Origin of the sequence: Streptomyces sp. GSL17-111 (genome assembly GCF_037911585.1) — a bacterium.
Lineage (GTDB): Bacteria > Actinomycetota > Actinomycetes > Streptomycetales > Streptomycetaceae > Streptomyces.
In genome coordinates this window covers 3,252,926-3,268,172 of sequence record NZ_JBAJNS010000001.1, presented here as the reverse complement: position 1 = coordinate 3,268,172, position 15,247 = coordinate 3,252,926, and the positions used below count along the sequence as shown (strand labels likewise).

Here is a 15,247-nt window from a genome sequence, read left to right as displayed (position 1 = left end):
CGCGCGGCGGGGGGCTCAGGAGGACCGGTCCAGCGGTATGCGCCGCCCGGTGTCCCACGGCCGCTCCCAGCCGGCGTAGTGCAGGATGCGGTCGATCACGCCGGCCGTGAAGCCCCACACGAGACTGCCGCGTACCTGGAAGCACGGGCCTCGATAGCCGCTGGGGTGGACCACGGTGCCGCGGTTGTCCGGTTCGGCCAGCTCGCGCACGGGGACGGTGAACACCCGCGCCGTCTCCCCGACGTCCACGACCTGCACGGGTGTGCGGTCCCGCCACCAGCCCAGCACGGGCGTGACGACGAATCCGCTCACCGGGATGTAGAGCTTGGGCAGGACGCCGAACACCTGGACGCCCGCCGGGTCGAGCGCCGTCTCCTCCTGGGCCTCCCGCAGCGCGGCCCGCAGCGGTCCGTCGCCCTGCGGGTCGCCGTCCTCCGGGTCGAGGGCGCCGCCGGGGAAGGAGGGCTGACCGGCGTGCGACCGCAGGGTGCTGGACCGCTCCATGAGCAGCAGGTCGGGGCCTGGGTCGCCGTCGGGTCCCGCCACCTCGCCGAAGAGCACGAGTACGGCCGACTGCCGTCCGCCCGTGGCCGGGGGCAGGAAGCGGCTCAGCTGCTCGGGGCGGACCGTCGCGGCGGCCTCGGCGACCGGTTCCAGCCAGGCGGGGATGCCGTCCGCGCTGACGAGGACGGGCGCGCCGTCCGTCTCGGGGACCCTCACCGGGCCACCCCCGGATCGGCGGGCTGGTCGGCGGACGGGCCGGGCGCGGGTTCGCCGGGGTAGTCGGCCGGGGGCCGCAGCCGCTGGCCGGGCTGCCCGCCCATCTCGTACTTGAGCAGCTTCCGCGCCTTCTCCGGGTCCGTCTCGCCCTCCCCGTAGGCGGGGCACAGCTCGGCGATCGGGCAGGCGCCGCAGGCCGGCTTGCGGGAGTGGCAGACGCGGCGGCCGTGGAAGATGGTGCGGTGCGAGAAGTCCGTCCACTCCTTCTTCGGGATGATCTCCGCGATCTCCGTCTCGACGCGGTCGGGGTCGGTCTGGTCGGTGAGCCCCCAGCGGCGCACGAGCCGGCCGAAGTGGGTGTCGACGGTCAGCCCGGGGACGCCGAAGGCGTTGCCGAGGACGACGAACGCCGTCTTGCGGCCGACGCCGGGGAGCTTCACGAGCTCCTCCAGCGTCGCGGGCACCTCGCCCGCGAAGTCGTCGCGCAGCGCCGCCGAGAGCCCGATCAGCGACTTCGTCTTGTTGCGGAAGAAGCCGGTGGGGCGGATCAGCTGCTCCAGCAGCTCCGGGTCGGCCGCCGCCATGTCCTCGGGGGTCGGGTAGGCGGCGAAGAGGGCGGGCGTCGTCTGGTTGACCCGCAGGTCCGTCGTCTGGGCCGACAGGACGGTGGCGACGAGGAGCTGGAAGGGGTTCTCGAAGTCCAGCTCGGGGTGCGCGTAGTAGTAGACGTCGGCCAGCTCGCGGTTGATGCGACGCGCCCGGCGAACCATGCCCAGGCGGGTCTCGGGCTTCGCGCGGGCTCCCTTCCGCCCTCCGGGGCTCGCCGCCTTCGACCGGTTGGCGGAACCACGTTCGCCCCGGGCGGAATCACCGGAAGCGCTCACCCGTCCGGCCCCCTCTCCTGTGCTCTCACTGGGCTATCGACCACCCGGCCAGCGTACGGGGGCGGGCCGACATTCGCCGTTGACCCGAGCCAATCCCTGCCCGTTCGCACCCCTGCCTCACACTGTGAGGGCCCGGTGCGTCAAACTTGTGATTGATCGCACTGTTTCAGACGTCCGGCATCATGGGCCCCGTACCCTCATGCGCAGGTCGACAAGGAGAACATTCGTGGACGACGTTCTGCGGCGCGCCCCGCTGTTCGCGGCGCTGGATGAGGAGCAGGCGGCTGAGCTGCGTGCCTCCATGTCAGAGACGACGCTGGCCCGAGGCGAGGCCCTTTTCCACGAGGGCGACCCCGGCGACCGGCTCTACGTCGTCACCGAGGGGAAGGTGAAGCTGCACCGCAGCTCCCCCGACGGCCGGGAGAACATGCTCGCCGTCCTCGGCCCCGGCGAGCTCATCGGTGAGCTGTCCCTCTTCGACCCGGGCCCGCGCACGGCCACGGCCAGCGCGCTGACCGAGGTGAAGCTGCTGGGCCTGGGGCACGGCGATCTCCAGCCGTGGCTGAACGTGCGCCCCGAGGTGGCCTCCGCGCTGCTGCGGGCCGTGGCCCGCCGGCTGCGCCGCACCAACGACTCCATGTCGGACCTGGTCTTCTCCGACGTGCCGGGCCGCGTGGCCAAGGCCCTGCTGGACCTCTCCCGCCGGTTCGGCGTGCAGTCCGAGGAGGGCATCCACGTCGTCCACGACCTCACCCAGGAGGAGCTGGCGCAGCTCGTCGGCGCCTCCCGGGAGACGGTCAACAAGGCGCTCGCCGACTTCGCCAGCCGCGGCTGGCTGCGGCTGGAGGCACGCGCGGTGATCCTGCTCGACGTCGAGCGGCTGGCCAAGCGCTCCCGCTGACGTCCGCCGGGCCACCGCACGTCGCGCCACCGCCCGCCGAACCGCCGAGGCCGGGTCAGACGAGGCCGTGTTCCTCCAGGTAGTCGAGCTGGGCCAGCACGGACAGCTCGGCGGCGGGCCACAGGCCCCGGTCGACGTCCGCGTAGACGTGGGCGACGACCTCGGCGGCGGTGCGCAGGCCGTTCTCCACCGCCGTCTCCACCTGCGCCAGCCGCTTCGCGCGGTGCACGAGGTAGTAGTCGATGGCGCCCTGGGCGTCGGCGAGGACGGGCCCGTGGCCGGGGAGGATCGTCGACACGCCGTCGTCGACGGCGAGGGAGCGCAGCCGCCGCAGCGAGTCCAGGTAGTCGCCGAGCCGGCCGTCGGGGTGGGCGACGACCGTCGTGCCGCGCCCGAGGACGGTGTCCCCGGTGATGACGGCGGCGTCGGCCGGGAGGTGGAAGCTCAGCGAGTCCCGGGTGTGGCCGGGTGTCGGGACGACGTGCAGCTCCAGGCCGCCGGTCGTCACCACGTCCCCGACGCCGAGCCCCTCGTCGCCCAGGCGCAGGGCGGGGTCGAGCGCCCGGACGTTCGACCCGGTCAGCTCGGCGAACCGGGCGGCGCCCTCGGCGTGGTCGGGGTGGCCGTGGGTGAGCAGGGTGGTCGCCACCCGCCTCCCGTCGCGTTCCACCGTGGCGACGACCTCGCGCAGGTGGCCCTCGTCGAGCGGCCCGGGGTCGATGACGACGGCCTCGCGGGCGTCCGGCTCGGCGACGATCCAGGTGTTCGTGCCGTCCAGCGTCATCGCGGACGGGTTGGGGGCCAGGACGCAGCGGGCCCGTCGCGTGGCCGGACCGCTGACCACGGCTCCGCGCGGCTGCCCCGGGAGCTCGGCGGCGTTCGTCATCGGGGCAGGATCCTCTTCTCGAACTCCTCGTGCCCGGGCCAGCTGAGCACGATCTCCTCACCCTCCAGTGTGACCTCCGCCAGGACCGGCGTCAGGTCGCGTCCGGCGGACGCGGTGAGGGCCTCGCCCGCCGAGTCGAGCGCCGCCAGGTCGCGGAGGGTGGCGATGGTGGGCGGCATCATCAGCAGCTCGCCCCGGTCGTACCCGGCGGCCGCGTCGGCGGGGGCGGTCCACACCGTACGGTCGGCCTCGGTGGAGGCGTTGCGGGTGCGCTGGCCCGGGGGCAGGGCGGCGACGAAGAACCAGGTGTCGTAGCGGCGCTCCTCGAACTCCGGCGTGATCCAGCGGGCCCAGGCGCCGAGCAGGTCGCTGCGCAGGACGAGGTCGCGGCGGGCGAGGAACGCGGCGAAGGACAGCTCGCGCTCGACGAGGGCCCGGCGGTCGGCCTCCCAGTCCTCGCCGGTGGTGTCCGCGACGACGGTCCGCGCGTCCGGGCCGGCGAGCAGGACGCCCGCCTCCTCGAAGGTCTCCCGCACCGCCGCGCAGACGACGGCCTGCGCCTCGGCGGGGCCGACCCCGAGCCGGTGCGCCCACGCGGTGCGGTCCGGGCCGCCCCAGCGCACCTCCGCCTCGTCGCGCGGATCGACGGCGCCGCCGGGGTAGGCGTAGGCGCCGCCCGCGAAGGCCATCGACGCCCGGCGCCGGATCATGTGCACCTCGGGCCCGGCGTCCGTCCCGGCGCCGTCGCGCAGCAGCATGACGGTGGCGGCCCGCCGGGGCGCCACGGGGGTGAGCTCGCCGCGCCGGTGGGCGCGGATGCGGTCCGGCCACGTCGGCGGGTACCACTGACCGTTCCGGCCGTTGTTCGCCATGGCCGGATCGTACGGCCCCGGGGTGCGGAGGGGCGAGGGGCCGCCCGAGATGCCGGATTGCTCCGTTCGGGCGACAGTGGAGGGACGACGAGGAGGGGCAGGCCATGTCCAAGAAGCACCGGCAGAACCGTGGCGGCTTCGCCGAGCAGGAGAACTCGAAGAACGCCGCCTTCCAGCAGCGCACCCGGCAGGCGATGCGTGAGGCGTGGGGCGGCGGCAACGCCAAGCACCACGGCAAGACGCAGAAGGCGACCGTCAAGCACCGCGGCACCCGCTGACCGGCCGCACGGGCGCGGTCCGCTCCCCGTTCGGCGGCGCGGTGGTGAGCTTCGCGCTGGCGGACGTCCAGCCGTCGGCCCGCACCTGAGGCACGCGGCGACGCAGGGGCGTCCCGGCCCGCCGGGTCACCGACCGGGCGGTGCGGCTTTGCCGAACCACGCTGTCGCACAGGAGTTCTGAAAGCGTCTCAGTCCTGCTGCAGGCCCTGGGCACGGGGCGGCCGACCGGGGACGATGTCGGTGCCGCGCCCTATACTGGCCAGTGTATAGACAGAAAAGCTCGGGGGGCCCACGCTGACCAGCGCGCGGACACCGCCCGCGACCGCTCGTGCGTTCCGTGCCGGAGCGCGGTGGCAGTGAAGGGGACACCGTGACCACGCCGCCTCGGGGCAGCACGCAGCCGCCGGAGGAACCCCGCCCGCCCGGCGGCGCCCCCGCCGGGCAGGACGGCCGTGCGCAGGCGCACCTGCCGCCCCTGACCGAGGACATGGTCATCCGCGCGCAGCCCGGCCCGTCCGAGCGGATGCGGGGGCTGATGGGTCGACAGAAGCAGCCGTCGGAGCCGGCCCCGCCGGGCGACACCTGGACGCGGACGGACGGCGCCGACCCCGGCCCCGCCCCCTCGCTCCCGGAGCCCGGGGGTAAGGGCCGTAAGGAGCGCGGCCAGCGCGGACGCAGGGCCGTGGGCGGCCGGGGAAGGCAGGACCGGGAGCAGGCACCGGGGAAGGCCGACGCCACGGGCGACACCGGAACGACAGGGAAGCCGGGGAAGCGGGGAAAGGCGGGAAAGGCCCCCAAGGGCCGCGTCGTCTCGCCCGCCCAGAAGTGGGCGGGCGCGCGCCGGGCGGTGATAGCGCGCCGGTTCCTGGGCGTCCTGGCCGTCCTGACGCTGTTCTTCCTGGCCGTCACCGTGAACGGCAAGGCCACCCCCGCCGACGTGCGGGCGATCCTGGACCGGCAGGCCGAGCCGGAGAAGGACACCTTCCCCGACGGAGCGGCGCAGCTGTGGGCCGCCCCGGTCGTCAAGGCCTTCGCCACCTACGACGCGGAACTCGCCGAGCAGCGCGCCCAGGCTCTGGCCCCGTACGCGATCAACGGCCTGGATCCGCAGCTCGGCTGGAACGGCTCGGGACGGCAGAGCGTGCTCGACATGGTGATCGGCCGGGACGTCCAGCGCACCGGGGAGGACCGGGGGACCGTGCACGCGACCGTGCAGATCCAGGACGGCTCGTGGCGGTGCGTCGCCGTCCCGCTGTACATGGTGCGGCGCGAGGGCACGACGTCCTTCGGGCTCACCGGAGCACCCGTCTACACGTCGTGCTCGGGCATCACCACGCCGCCGGAGCGCCAGGGCGGGGCGGACAACGACACCGAGCTCGCCGCGACGTTCGCCACCGAGCTGCTGCCGCCCTTCATGGCCGCGTGGCAGCAGGGCGACAAGACGAACCTCAAGCGCTACCTGCTGCCCGGGGTCACGTCGTTCGGTCTCGGCGGCGCCTTCACCGGCTCGGGGACGGGCGGCCGTCCCACCGTCGACGACGTCTTCGTGCCGGTGCCGAAGAAGGGCGACGCGGGCGACCGCCGCACGGTGACGTTCACCGTGACGATGCTGGGCCTCGACGGCGAGGCGGCGCAGACCTCGCGGTACTCGGTCGCGGCGCAGCGGAGGGACGGCCAGTGGTACTTCGCCGGTGACCCGACGCCGCCGGTGGGCGGCACGGTGAACGGCGGCGGGGGCGTGCCCGAGGTCCGGCCCACGGAGGGCCCCACGGACCTGTTCTCGCCGAGCCAGTCGCCGACGCCCGACCCGGACACGGATCCCGCCGATTGACCGGCGATCACCGCATCCGGAGATCACTTCTCAACGTCTATACACAAGAACCGGAACGCCGGCCCGTTCCCACGCGGGCCGTGCGGTTCGTCGCGCCGGCCGGGGCGGCCCGCACCGACAGGGTGCCCGGCCAACCGAAGGGGCGGCTCCGGCGCACGCCCCACAGGAGAGGACTCAAGGACACATGCTCCAGCAGACGATGAACGGCATACCGGCCAGCGCGCACACGGTCCTGGCCGCACCGGGCGGCGTGGTCACCACGGCGGAGACCTACGGCAAGGCGATCCTCGCCATCACCGTGATCCTCGCCCTGGTCACCGCCTTCTTCAGCCAGAGCCAGCGCAAGTGGGTCGTCGTGGGCAGCATCGTGCTCATCGGCGGCTTCACCTTCATGATCGTCGGCGCGCCCGAGGAGACGCTCGGCGACATCGGCGGCTTCATCAAGACCAACGTCTGGGACCCGATGCTCGGGACCGGGGACGCCGCGGTGTGACCCGGGTGACGGGGACGGGACCGGTGGCGTAGGCAGTGACGGGGAAGGAGGGGTGATGGAGGACGAGCGGATCACCCTGCGCGACTACACCGAGGCCTTCAAGGTCAAGAAGGCGCTGCGCAGGGTCGGCAAGGCGAACGTCCCCCTCAAGGAGGGGCTGTTCGTCGACGACATCAAGGTCTTCGGCGTCACCCTGGTCGTCTGGCTCCTGACCTACACCATGGTCCTCGCCCCGCCGATCCGGGCGGCGGCGGCCTTCCTCGGGACGAGCCCGCCCGTCGGCCTGCCGTACTTCCTCATCCTGTTCACCCCTCCGCTGGTCGCGGCCATGGCGTCCCGCCGGCCCGTCCGGCACAACCTGGGCATCTTCGGGCTCGTCCGCGCCCTGTGGCGGGACCTGCTCGACGACCCGGTGCACCGCCGGGGCGTACCCGTCCGCAAGGGGCACGGCGCGCCGCGCCACCACGTCACGGTGTGGCGCGCCCACCCGGACGTCCTGCCGAAGCTGGCGTCCCGGCTACCGCTGCCGAACGGCTACAGCGCCGGCACCGCGCCCGTGCGGACCCCGGAGGAGACGCACGCGCGGGCACGTCCGGAACGCCCGGCCGCCCCGCCCACCGGGCCGGCGGCGGCCCCCGGCCCCCCGGACCACCGGGCACCGGCGGAGGACTTCCTGATCACGGCGCGGAGGGCCTGACCCATGAAGAACGTGATGTCCCGGCTGCAGCCGGAGGGCTACCAGGCCCCGTCGCGGATCGGGTACCGGTACCTGGACGACCGGATCATGCTCGACCGCGACGGCGCCTACACGCTCGTCAGCGTGCCGACGCGCAGCTGGGAGCTGATGAGCCCGCTCGACAAGCGGGCCGCCCTCGCCCAGATGTACGCCATGCTCTCCGGGCTGCCGCGCGGCGCCGCGCACCACACGCGGCTGATCACCACGGAGTTCCCGTTCAACGCCGACCTGTGGGCCGAGCGGCTGGACGAGCGGACGCAGCGGCACGGCATCCCGGCCAAGGGCTGGCCGCTGCTGCTCGCCGACGTCCGCGAGCGCATCAACGCGGCGGACTGGCCGATCAAGCGCGTCTACCTCGTCATCCGCCTGGGCGACCGGGCGTCCTACGACGGCGCCTGGGGCCGCGTCCAACGCCTGCTCGACCAGGTGCGCAAGCCCCTGGACCTCGACGACGAGATGCCGCCGCCGGCGGAGGTCGCCGTCTGGCACGACGCCGCGGACGACGTCCGCAACACGCTGCGCGGCTCGCCGCTGCGCTGCCAGCCCGTGGGGCGCCAGGAGGCGGAGATGCTGCTCCTCCACCTCACCCACCCCGGCCTGCCCGCGCCCGACCCGTCCGCCGTGCCGCCCCAGCGCTACGGGCCCGGCGAGCTCCAGGCCCTGTGCGGCGGCGAGGTCACCCGCGAGCCGCTGGGCCGCGTCGGCAAGTACCAGTACAAGTGCCTGCGCCACGAGACGGTCACCGGCACCTCCTACCAGCTGTGGTTCGCGCTCTCCATCGGGCCGGACGAGGTCAACTTCCCCGGCACGCTCTGGCTCAACGGCACCGAGGCGCTGCCGTTCCCCGTCGTCCAGTCGGTCGGTTTCGAGATCCAGGAGCTGTCCGACACCCGCAAGGACGCCGACCGGGCCCTGCGCAACATCGAGGAGCAGTTCTTCAACGACGAGGAGGCCGGGGTCGCCACCGACCTCACGTACCACCAGAAGAAGGAGATGGTCACCCAGATGAAGTTCCTGGTGGACCAGCACCGCACGCCGTTCCTGCGGATGCGGGCCCTCTTCGGCGTCTCCGCGACCGACAAGGAGCTCCTGCGCGACCGCGCCCGCGACCTCGTCCGCGCCATGCGGGAGAGCGGCTACACGATGGACGCGCCGCCCACGCACCAGAAGTTCTTCTTCTACGAGTCGCTGCCCGGGGGCCGCACCCGGGACTCCGACTACATCCGCCGCGTGCCGCTGGACTACCTGGCCGCCGGCATGCCGCACATCTCCCCCTCCGTCGGGGACGGCGAGGGGCTCTACCAGGGCTACACGATCGGCCCCGGCGGCCAGCCGGCCGAGCCCGTCTTCCTGGATCACATGCTGTACGCGACGGCCTCCCAACTCGCGCCCACCGAGGGCGTGCCGGGCGACCCGGGCGGCGGCAAGACCGTCAGCCGGGGCCTGAAGCCGGTGTGGGAGGACGCGCTGCGCGGGATCACCCAGATCGTCTGGGACCCCAAGGGCGACTACCTGGTGCTCAAGAAGTACGCGGAGGAGCTCGGCCTCAACCCGGACAAGGTCCTCTGCATCAACATCTACGACGCCGAGCCCGGCGTCCTGGACCCGGCGGCCCAGGCGGAGACGCCGGAGGAGGCCGCGCAGCTGATGCGCGAGACGCTGCTGCGGCTCATCCCCGACCTGCTCGCCGGGCAGAACGGCAGCGACTTCGGCGACGTCGTGCGGCAGGCCGTCGGCGCGGCCATCGCCGAGGGGAACGGCACCACCTACCTCATGCGCGTCGTGGAGATCCTGGAGGCGTGGGAGAAGCTGCCGCCGTCGCCGACCAACATCAACCAGGAGCGGTGCCGCCAGTTCTCCGGCTCGCCGGGGCGCCGCTTCCGCGAGGTCTCGGGCACCCGGCTCGGGCAGCTCGTCTTCGGGCGGGCGACGCGGCCCTTCCGCATCCCGGTCGGCTACACGGTCATCTTCTGCACGCTCGGTCTCCAGATGCCCGACCCCGGCAAGACGCCGGAGAGCATGTCCGAGCGGGAGCTGCTGTCCGACGTGATCGCCGGTCTGATGGCCGACAACACCTGGAACATCATGGCCACGCTCGACCCGGCCATCCCGAAGGCCATCACCTGGGACGAGTGGCACACCAGCAAGGACAACCCCCGGGCGCGCACGCTCGTCGACCGCATCAAGCGGCTCGGCCGGTCCCGGAACACCTTCCTGCGCCTCATCTCGCAGTCCGCGGCCGACTTCGACTCCAGCTTCGTCACGGGCGTGTGGGCCTTCGGCACCACGTCGAAGGAGGAGGCGGCGAAGACGTGCGCGTTCCTGGGCGTGGAGCCGGACGACGACAACACGGGCGTGGTCCTCGCACTCGGCAGCGGCGAGAAGGGCGTGTGCGTCGTCAAGGACCGCACGGGCAAACTCGCCCGCGTGAAGGTCGAGTTCATCTACGACTTCGTGCTCGACATCTTCGACACGAACCCGGAGAAGGACCCGGACAAGATGGCCCGCATCATCGCCGAGATCTTCGGCGACGAGGCCGCGGCCGCCCGGCAGCGGATCGACCGTCCGAAGGACGAGGACGCCGTCTCGCTGGAGAAGGACGGGCAGGACGACGATCCGGTGCCGACGGCGGCCTTGTTCGACCGGGGGTGAGCCACGGCGGAAGGGCGTCCCGGCGCGGCTCCCGCGCCTACCGGGGGAGGTCGTAGGTGAGCCGGGTGATCGCCCCCTCCTCCGGCGTGCCGCTGTGCGCGCCGGTGGCCGTGCCGGTCAGCTCCTGCCCGTCGGTCGTGCGCACGGTGAAGGTGAACGTGTAGTCGCTGTCGCTCGGTCCGGGGTTCCAGGGCCGTTCGACGGCCAGGCTCTCCGGGACGACGGTGCCGTCCCGGGTGAGGGCGGCGAAGAACGCCTCCCTCTCGTCCGGTGTGAACCGGTTGGGGACGACCGACACCGCGCCGTCCTCGTCGCGCTCGTCGCCGTCGGGGTCGCGGGTGTCCCGGGGGGTGTAGACGAAGGAGTCCAGGTACGCGGGGTCGTCCCGGAGCCAGGCCCGGTAGCCGCCGTCCTCGGGGGAGGCCAGGGAGTCGAGGAAGGCGACCACCTGGAGGCGGTAGTACGCGTCGTCGTGAGGGCGGCCGGTGGACTGCGGCGCCGAGGGGGACGGCCCACGGCCGTCCGGGTTCCCGCCACCGGAGCCGGGCCCGTCCCCGCAGCCGCTCAGCGCGAGGAGCGCGAGCAGCGCCGTGGTGAGCCCCGCCGTGCGCAGCCGTTCCATGCCGTTCCCCTTCCGTCGGACCGCGTGCCGGACGCCATGCTGCCCCCGGTGGTCACTTCTCGTACGCCAGACGCAGCAGGACGGCCTGCCCGGACGGCGTGAGGTACCCGACCGCGCGGCCCTGCCGCCAAACGTCGTCCCCGGCGCGCACCACGAAGCGCAGGCTCCACCCCGCGTCGCTGCCGGAGGAGCCGGAGACGGCGAGCGTGCCGGGGTCGACGGCGCCGTCCCCGGAGACGGCGTCGAGCACCGCGCGGACGTCGGACTCGGACAGCCCGGTGTGCCGCACCTGGGCCGTGCCGTCGCCCTGCCGTTCGCCGGGGTCGCCGGGCCCGCGCGGGGTGTAGGCGAAGCGGTCCGTCGCGTCGGCGGCGCCGGGGAACCAGCGGGCGGCGTCCGCTCCCCCGGGGTCGTCGGCCGTCGTGAGGAAGGCCGTGACCGCCTCCTGCCAGGCGGCGGGATCGGCGCTGTGCGCGGCGTCCGGCCCCGCGTCGGCGCCCCCTTCGGCGGGACCGTCCGTACCCCGGCCCGCCGCGGGAGGCGTCGGGACGCTCCGGTGGGCGACGAGCACGCCTCCGCCGACGAAGAGGGCCAGCACGGCGAGGAGCGTCAGGAGGAAGAACCCGGCGGGCCTCCCGGCGCGTCTGAGGTCTGCGAGGGCGTCCCGGTGGATCGAGTGCCCGACGGACCGGCCCCTGCGCGTGCTGCTCACCCTCGCTCCCGCTCCGGTCGGCGGCTCGAACGCCGCGCGTCCGGTCACCACCGGCCGCTGACGGCTCCTCAACTCTGCCCGCACCCTGCGTGCTACCGTACTCAGTGTATAGACACTAGGCGGGAATGCGGGCCTCTGGCCCCGGAAGAGCGGGCCCCTGGCCCCAGCAGTGAGGGATCCGCATGGCCAACGCCTCGACGACTGCGCCCCGCACCAGGCTGACCTCGTTCCGCGACGCCCCCGCGCCCTCGGGCGGGCGTCCGGACCGGGGAGCGGGGAGCAGCGGCTCGCGGCGAGTGGCCCGACGCGTCGGCGCCGTCTTCCTGATGGTCGTCTCCGCCTTCACGTTGTGGTTCACCATGGCCACGCCGTCGATGGCCATCACCGACGACATCGAGGCGGCCTGCGGGCCCGTCAACGTACCGATACCCGAGGCCAGGTCCTCCGGGCTGGAGGCCTTCTTCGCACTGGACCGGGCCGAGGGCTTCGTCGAGAACGCCGGGACGTACGTCCCCGCGGGCGGCGAACGCTACGACGGCCCGGAGGCGTCCTACCACCGCTACGGCATGGCCGGCCTCACCTGGCACGTGTACGGCTGGGACCCGGGTTGCTTCTCGGTGAACCGGTACATCAACTTCGTACCGAACATGATCTTCAACGCCTCGAAGACCTTCGCGACGTTCACCATGGCGCTGGTGGGCTGGTCCTTCGGCGAGGACCCCTTCTCCTTCCTGAACGAACCCGTGGGCCACGTCGCCGGGGCCGTGTCCGACATCGCTGGGGCCTATCTGGGACTGGTCGGCGTACTCGGCGCCGTGTACCTGGGGGTCAAACACTGGGGCCCGGCCGGGCGGGTGTCGGCGGTGCTCAAGGGCGTCGGCTGGATGGGCCTCATCGCCGGTCTCTTCTTCTGGTTCGCGGCCAACCCCACCCTGCTCGGAACCAAGATCAACGGGCTCGTCGGGGACATCACGGCCACCGGCTACCAATCCCTGGCGAACATCCCCGTGACCGGCGGCGCGGACCAGACGTCCGTCTGCAACGGCTCCTCCCTCTCCCCCCGCGAGGAGGGCCCGGGCTCCGACGCGCCACAACGCGACGGCCCTTCCGCCAACGCCGCGGCGGCCTGTGTGCAGGACGCCCTGTGGGTGCCGCTGGTGTACCAGCCCTGGCTGTACGGCCAGGTGGGGAACAACGGCGCGGCGGCCGACAAGTGGGGCCCGCAGATGCTCAACGCCCAGTTCGTCGGGACCGACGAGGACGGCTCCCTCGACGAGGAGGGCGCCCTGCTCATGCGGCGCATAGCTCAGTGGAACGGCGACGGCGACGAGGTGGGCGGCGAGTCGAAGTCCGGCAGCAAGCCCTGGGACGGGAAGTTCGTCGACGACATCCCGTACCTGAAGCTGTGGGCCAACGACCTCTGCCACGCCGACGAGAACAAGAACTTCCGGGTCTGCTGGGGGCCGGACACCGGCTTCTTCTCCGACGACCAGCGGATGGTCAAGGCCGACGACGAGACGACCCTCAAGATCGCGAGCGGCGGTGACTTCTCGGCCCGCCTGTCCGCCGCCGCCATGAGCATCATGGGCGGGCTGGTCATCAACAGCGCCGTCTACTTCATCTGCGCCATGCTGCTCGCCGCCAAGCTGGGCGTGTTCGTCCTGATGATCTTCGCCCCCTTCTACCTCCTGATGGGCATCTTCCCCGGGCCGTCCCGGGTGGCGGCGATCAAGCTGGGTGAGCTGATCCTCGCCAACCTCTTCCGGCAGGTCGGCTGGAGCCTCGGCCTGGTGATCATCACCTACATGTACACGCTGATCCTGGCACCGGGCGGCGAGCAGAACTGGGTGCTCAAGATCCTCACCTGCGCCCTGATGACCGTGATGTTCGGCGTCTACGCCCGGCCCACGCTGCGCGCCCTCTCCGGCATGGCCGTGGGCGACAAGGAGGCGGGCGGCGCCATCGAGGGCGTCGCGTCCGACTTCGCCAGGAAGACGGCGCAGGGTGCGGCGACGGTCGGCATGGCCGTGGCCACCGGCGGCGCCAGCGCCGCCATGGCCGTCGGCGGCGCGGCGAGCACGGCCGCCGCCTCCGGCCAGCGGCTCTCCGCCGCCGACGGGTTCAAGGCCGCCGGCCTGGGGCTGGCCCAGACCTTCCCCGACGTCGGCCGACGCACCCGCACCGCGCTCGCGGGCCGGCAGACCGGCGTCGACTCCTTCAACGCCTCCGAGGAGCGGCGGGAACGGCGGGAGCGCACCGACGCCCTGCGCGACGACCCGGCGGCCCGCGAGGGGCTCGCCCACCGGCGCCGGCGCCGCGTCCACGACGACGTCGACGCCGCCGCCCGGGAAGGCGTCGACGAACGCCGGGCACGCGGCGACGGGGCCGGGGCGGACCGGCTGGAACGGCAGCACTTCGACCGGCTCCGCGACCCGCGCACCGGTTGGATCCACCCGGACGACCCGCAGCACCCGGACAACGTCCGCAGCCGCAACCTCGGCGTCGTCAACCCCGAGCGCGGGGTACGGGCCACGACGCAGGGGCCGGAGCTCATGGCGCAGCACGGGCTGGCGGACCACCAGGCCGCCGCCGCCAACCTCGACCGCGTCCTCGGCATGTACGACAACGCCGCGCACATCGACGACAACCACCACGCCGGCTTCGCGCTGCGGGCCCTCGCGCTCCAGGTGGCGTCCGGCGACCCCAACACGGCGGTCGCCCGGCAGGAGGCGGCCCGCGCGGTGTCCGTCCACGGCATCCCCGACCGCATCGACGTGGTGGGGCTGCCGTCCAGCGAACCGTCCCGCGTCCGGGTCGACGTCGCGAGCGAGCTGGGCCGGGGCTCCCTCACGCCCGACTCCTCGCCCCGCGACCGCATGCAGTACCTGATGCGCGTCGAACAGCTCGCGCGGCAGGTCCCGGTGGGCACGACGATGTCCACCGCCCTGAACGACCTGCGCGGCGTCGTGGCCAACATGAGGGCGCCGCAGGAACAGCTCACGCAGGCCCTGGAGGCGGTACGCAGGGCCCAGAACACGGGGAGCCCGTCATGACCCACCGCGGACGGCTCATCGCCAAGCTCATCATGGCCCTGGTCCTGCTCGGCTTCGGCCTGAACATCGTCGCCACCCAGAACCGCCCCACGCCCGCCGCCCCGCCCGGGCCCGGCGAGGAGGGCGGACCGCCACCGCCGCCGGTGGCCCCCGTCTACGTGCCGCGTCCGAACGACGTGCTCTACCGCGAACTCGCCGCCGACTCCGCGCCGCACACGGTGGCCCGGGCGTTCGCGACCGGGTTCGCCGGGCTCGACCCGCGGGAGGTCTGGACCCGGGGCTTCGGCACGGACCTGCCACGCGTCCTTCCGGGCGAACGTGACACCATCGTCGAGCACTTCGCCGCCGAGTGGAGCGACGCGGGCGGCGGGCGGCCTTTCACGGCCCCGCGCGTGACGCGCGTCGAGACGCTCGACGGCCCGGCGGCGGACGGGGGCTCCGAGGGCTCCGACAGGGCGACGGTCGAGGTGACCTTCGCCGCGACCGGCGCGGGCGCGGCCGACGGCACCGAGCGGCGCGTCCTCGTCCACCTCGTGCGGGGCGACGCGGAGGGCTGGCTGGTCGCGTCCGTGGAGACCGGCGAGCAGACGCCGTAGGACGGAGAGGA

The 15,247-nt window shown here is 73.4% G+C and carries 14 protein-coding genes; 8 read left to right on the top strand and 6 right to left on the bottom strand.

Going from position 1 to position 15,247, the window contains the following annotated elements; genetic code table 11:
* Positions 1-15: 15 nt before the first annotated feature.
* Together V6D49_RS14605 and nth are read right to left on the bottom strand one after the other, a co-directional pair.
* Entirely contained in the window at positions 16-720 is a 705-nt protein-coding gene (locus V6D49_RS14605; RefSeq protein ID WP_340560133.1) for an NUDIX hydrolase, read from the bottom strand.
* Complete coding sequence (nth, locus tag V6D49_RS14600; RefSeq protein WP_445330525.1) at positions 717-1,604, bottom strand: endonuclease III; 888 nt, start codon at positions 1,602-1,604, stop codon at positions 717-719. Before nth ends, V6D49_RS14605 begins: the two co-directional genes overlap by 4 nt.
* Positions 1,605-1,830: 226 nt before the next feature.
* On the opposite strand from nth, the gene V6D49_RS14595 reads away from it, so the two are divergent.
* Positions 1,831-2,505 carry a Crp/Fnr family transcriptional regulator gene (locus V6D49_RS14595; RefSeq protein WP_191209374.1) on the top strand — a complete coding sequence of 225 codons (675 nt, stop codon included), beginning with the start codon at positions 1,831-1,833 and terminating at the stop codon, positions 2,503-2,505.
* Between the two features lie 55 nt (positions 2,506-2,560).
* Here V6D49_RS14595 and V6D49_RS14590 read toward each other — a convergent pair whose 3' ends face one another.
* Both V6D49_RS14590 and V6D49_RS14585 read right to left on the bottom strand, forming a co-directional pair.
* Complete coding sequence (locus tag V6D49_RS14590; protein WP_340560129.1) at positions 2,561-3,391, bottom strand: MBL fold metallo-hydrolase; 831 nt, start codon at positions 3,389-3,391, stop codon at positions 2,561-2,563.
* Positions 3,388-4,263 carry an NUDIX hydrolase gene (locus tag V6D49_RS14585; protein ID WP_340560127.1) on the bottom strand — a complete coding sequence of 292 codons (876 nt, stop codon included), beginning with the start codon at positions 4,261-4,263 and terminating at the stop codon, positions 3,388-3,390. Before V6D49_RS14585 ends, V6D49_RS14590 begins: the two co-directional genes overlap by 4 nt.
* A gap of 104 nt (positions 4,264-4,367) precedes the next feature.
* On the opposite strand from V6D49_RS14585, the gene V6D49_RS14580 reads away from it, so the two are divergent.
* The 5 genes from V6D49_RS14580 to V6D49_RS14560 all read left to right on the top strand — a co-directional run bounded on the left by V6D49_RS14580 (position 4,368) and on the right by V6D49_RS14560 (position 10,253).
* Complete coding sequence (locus tag V6D49_RS14580; RefSeq protein ID WP_340560125.1) at positions 4,368-4,541, top strand: hypothetical protein; 174 nt, start codon at positions 4,368-4,370, stop codon at positions 4,539-4,541.
* A 370-nt stretch (positions 4,542-4,911) separates the two neighbouring features.
* Positions 4,912-6,372 (top strand): conjugal transfer protein, encoded by a 1,461-nt coding sequence (locus V6D49_RS14575; protein WP_340560124.1) that lies wholly within the window; start codon positions 4,912-4,914, stop codon positions 6,370-6,372.
* Positions 6,373-6,556: 184 nt separating this feature from the next.
* Entirely contained in the window at positions 6,557-6,865 is a 309-nt protein-coding gene (locus tag V6D49_RS14570; RefSeq protein ID WP_340560122.1) for a hypothetical protein, read from the top strand.
* 55 nt (positions 6,866-6,920) lie between these two features.
* Complete coding sequence (locus V6D49_RS14565; RefSeq protein ID WP_340560120.1) at positions 6,921-7,562, top strand: hypothetical protein; 642 nt, start codon at positions 6,921-6,923, stop codon at positions 7,560-7,562.
* A 3-nt stretch (positions 7,563-7,565) separates the two neighbouring features.
* Positions 7,566-10,253 (top strand): ATP-binding protein, encoded by a 2,688-nt coding sequence (locus tag V6D49_RS14560; RefSeq protein ID WP_340560119.1) that lies wholly within the window; start codon positions 7,566-7,568, stop codon positions 10,251-10,253.
* A gap of 37 nt (positions 10,254-10,290) precedes the next feature.
* Here V6D49_RS14560 and V6D49_RS14555 read toward each other — a convergent pair whose 3' ends face one another.
* Positions 10,291-10,875: a hypothetical protein gene (locus tag V6D49_RS14555; protein ID WP_340560117.1), complete on the bottom strand. Its 585-nt coding sequence runs from the start codon at positions 10,873-10,875 to the stop codon at positions 10,291-10,293.
* Positions 10,876-10,927: 52 nt separating this feature from the next.
* Positions 10,928-11,587, bottom strand: coding sequence for a hypothetical protein (locus V6D49_RS14550; RefSeq protein ID WP_340560115.1), 660 nt, complete (start codon positions 11,585-11,587; stop codon positions 10,928-10,930).
* 182 nt (positions 11,588-11,769) lie between these two features.
* Here V6D49_RS14550 and V6D49_RS14545 point away from each other — a divergent pair, with 182 nt between their 5' ends.
* Together V6D49_RS14545 and V6D49_RS14540 are read left to right on the top strand one after the other, a co-directional pair.
* Complete coding sequence (locus tag V6D49_RS14545) at positions 11,770-14,640, top strand: hypothetical protein (RefSeq protein WP_340560113.1); 2,871 nt, start codon at positions 11,770-11,772, stop codon at positions 14,638-14,640.
* Complete coding sequence (locus tag V6D49_RS14540) at positions 14,637-15,236, top strand: hypothetical protein (protein WP_340560111.1); 600 nt, start codon at positions 14,637-14,639, stop codon at positions 15,234-15,236. Before V6D49_RS14545 ends, V6D49_RS14540 begins: the two co-directional genes overlap by 4 nt.
* The last annotated feature ends 11 nt before the right edge of the window (positions 15,237-15,247 follow it).

What these genes read in the sequence shown, in the direction of transcription:
- V6D49_RS14540 (WP_340560111.1), top strand. Translation starts at nt 14,637, where the DNA reads ATGACCCACCGCGGACGGCTCATCGCCAAGCTCATCATGGCCCTGGTC.
- V6D49_RS14560 (WP_340560119.1), top strand. Translation starts at nt 7,566, where the DNA reads ATGAAGAACGTGATGTCCCGGCTGCAGCCGGAGGGCTACCAGGCCCCG.
- V6D49_RS14555 (WP_340560117.1), bottom strand. Translation starts at nt 10,875, where the DNA reads ATGGAACGGCTGCGCACGGCGGGGCTCACCACGGCGCTGCTCGCGCTC.
- V6D49_RS14570 (WP_340560122.1), top strand. Translation starts at nt 6,557, where the DNA reads ATGCTCCAGCAGACGATGAACGGCATACCGGCCAGCGCGCACACGGTC.
- V6D49_RS14565 (WP_340560120.1), top strand. Translation starts at nt 6,921, where the DNA reads ATGGAGGACGAGCGGATCACCCTGCGCGACTACACCGAGGCCTTCAAG.
- V6D49_RS14585 (WP_340560127.1), bottom strand. Translation starts at nt 4,263, where the DNA reads ATGGCGAACAACGGCCGGAACGGTCAGTGGTACCCGCCGACGTGGCCG.
- V6D49_RS14545 (WP_340560113.1), top strand. Translation starts at nt 11,770, where the DNA reads ATGGCCAACGCCTCGACGACTGCGCCCCGCACCAGGCTGACCTCGTTC.
- V6D49_RS14580 (WP_340560125.1), top strand. Translation starts at nt 4,368, where the DNA reads ATGTCCAAGAAGCACCGGCAGAACCGTGGCGGCTTCGCCGAGCAGGAG.
- V6D49_RS14590 (WP_340560129.1), bottom strand. Translation starts at nt 3,391, where the DNA reads ATGACGAACGCCGCCGAGCTCCCGGGGCAGCCGCGCGGAGCCGTGGTC.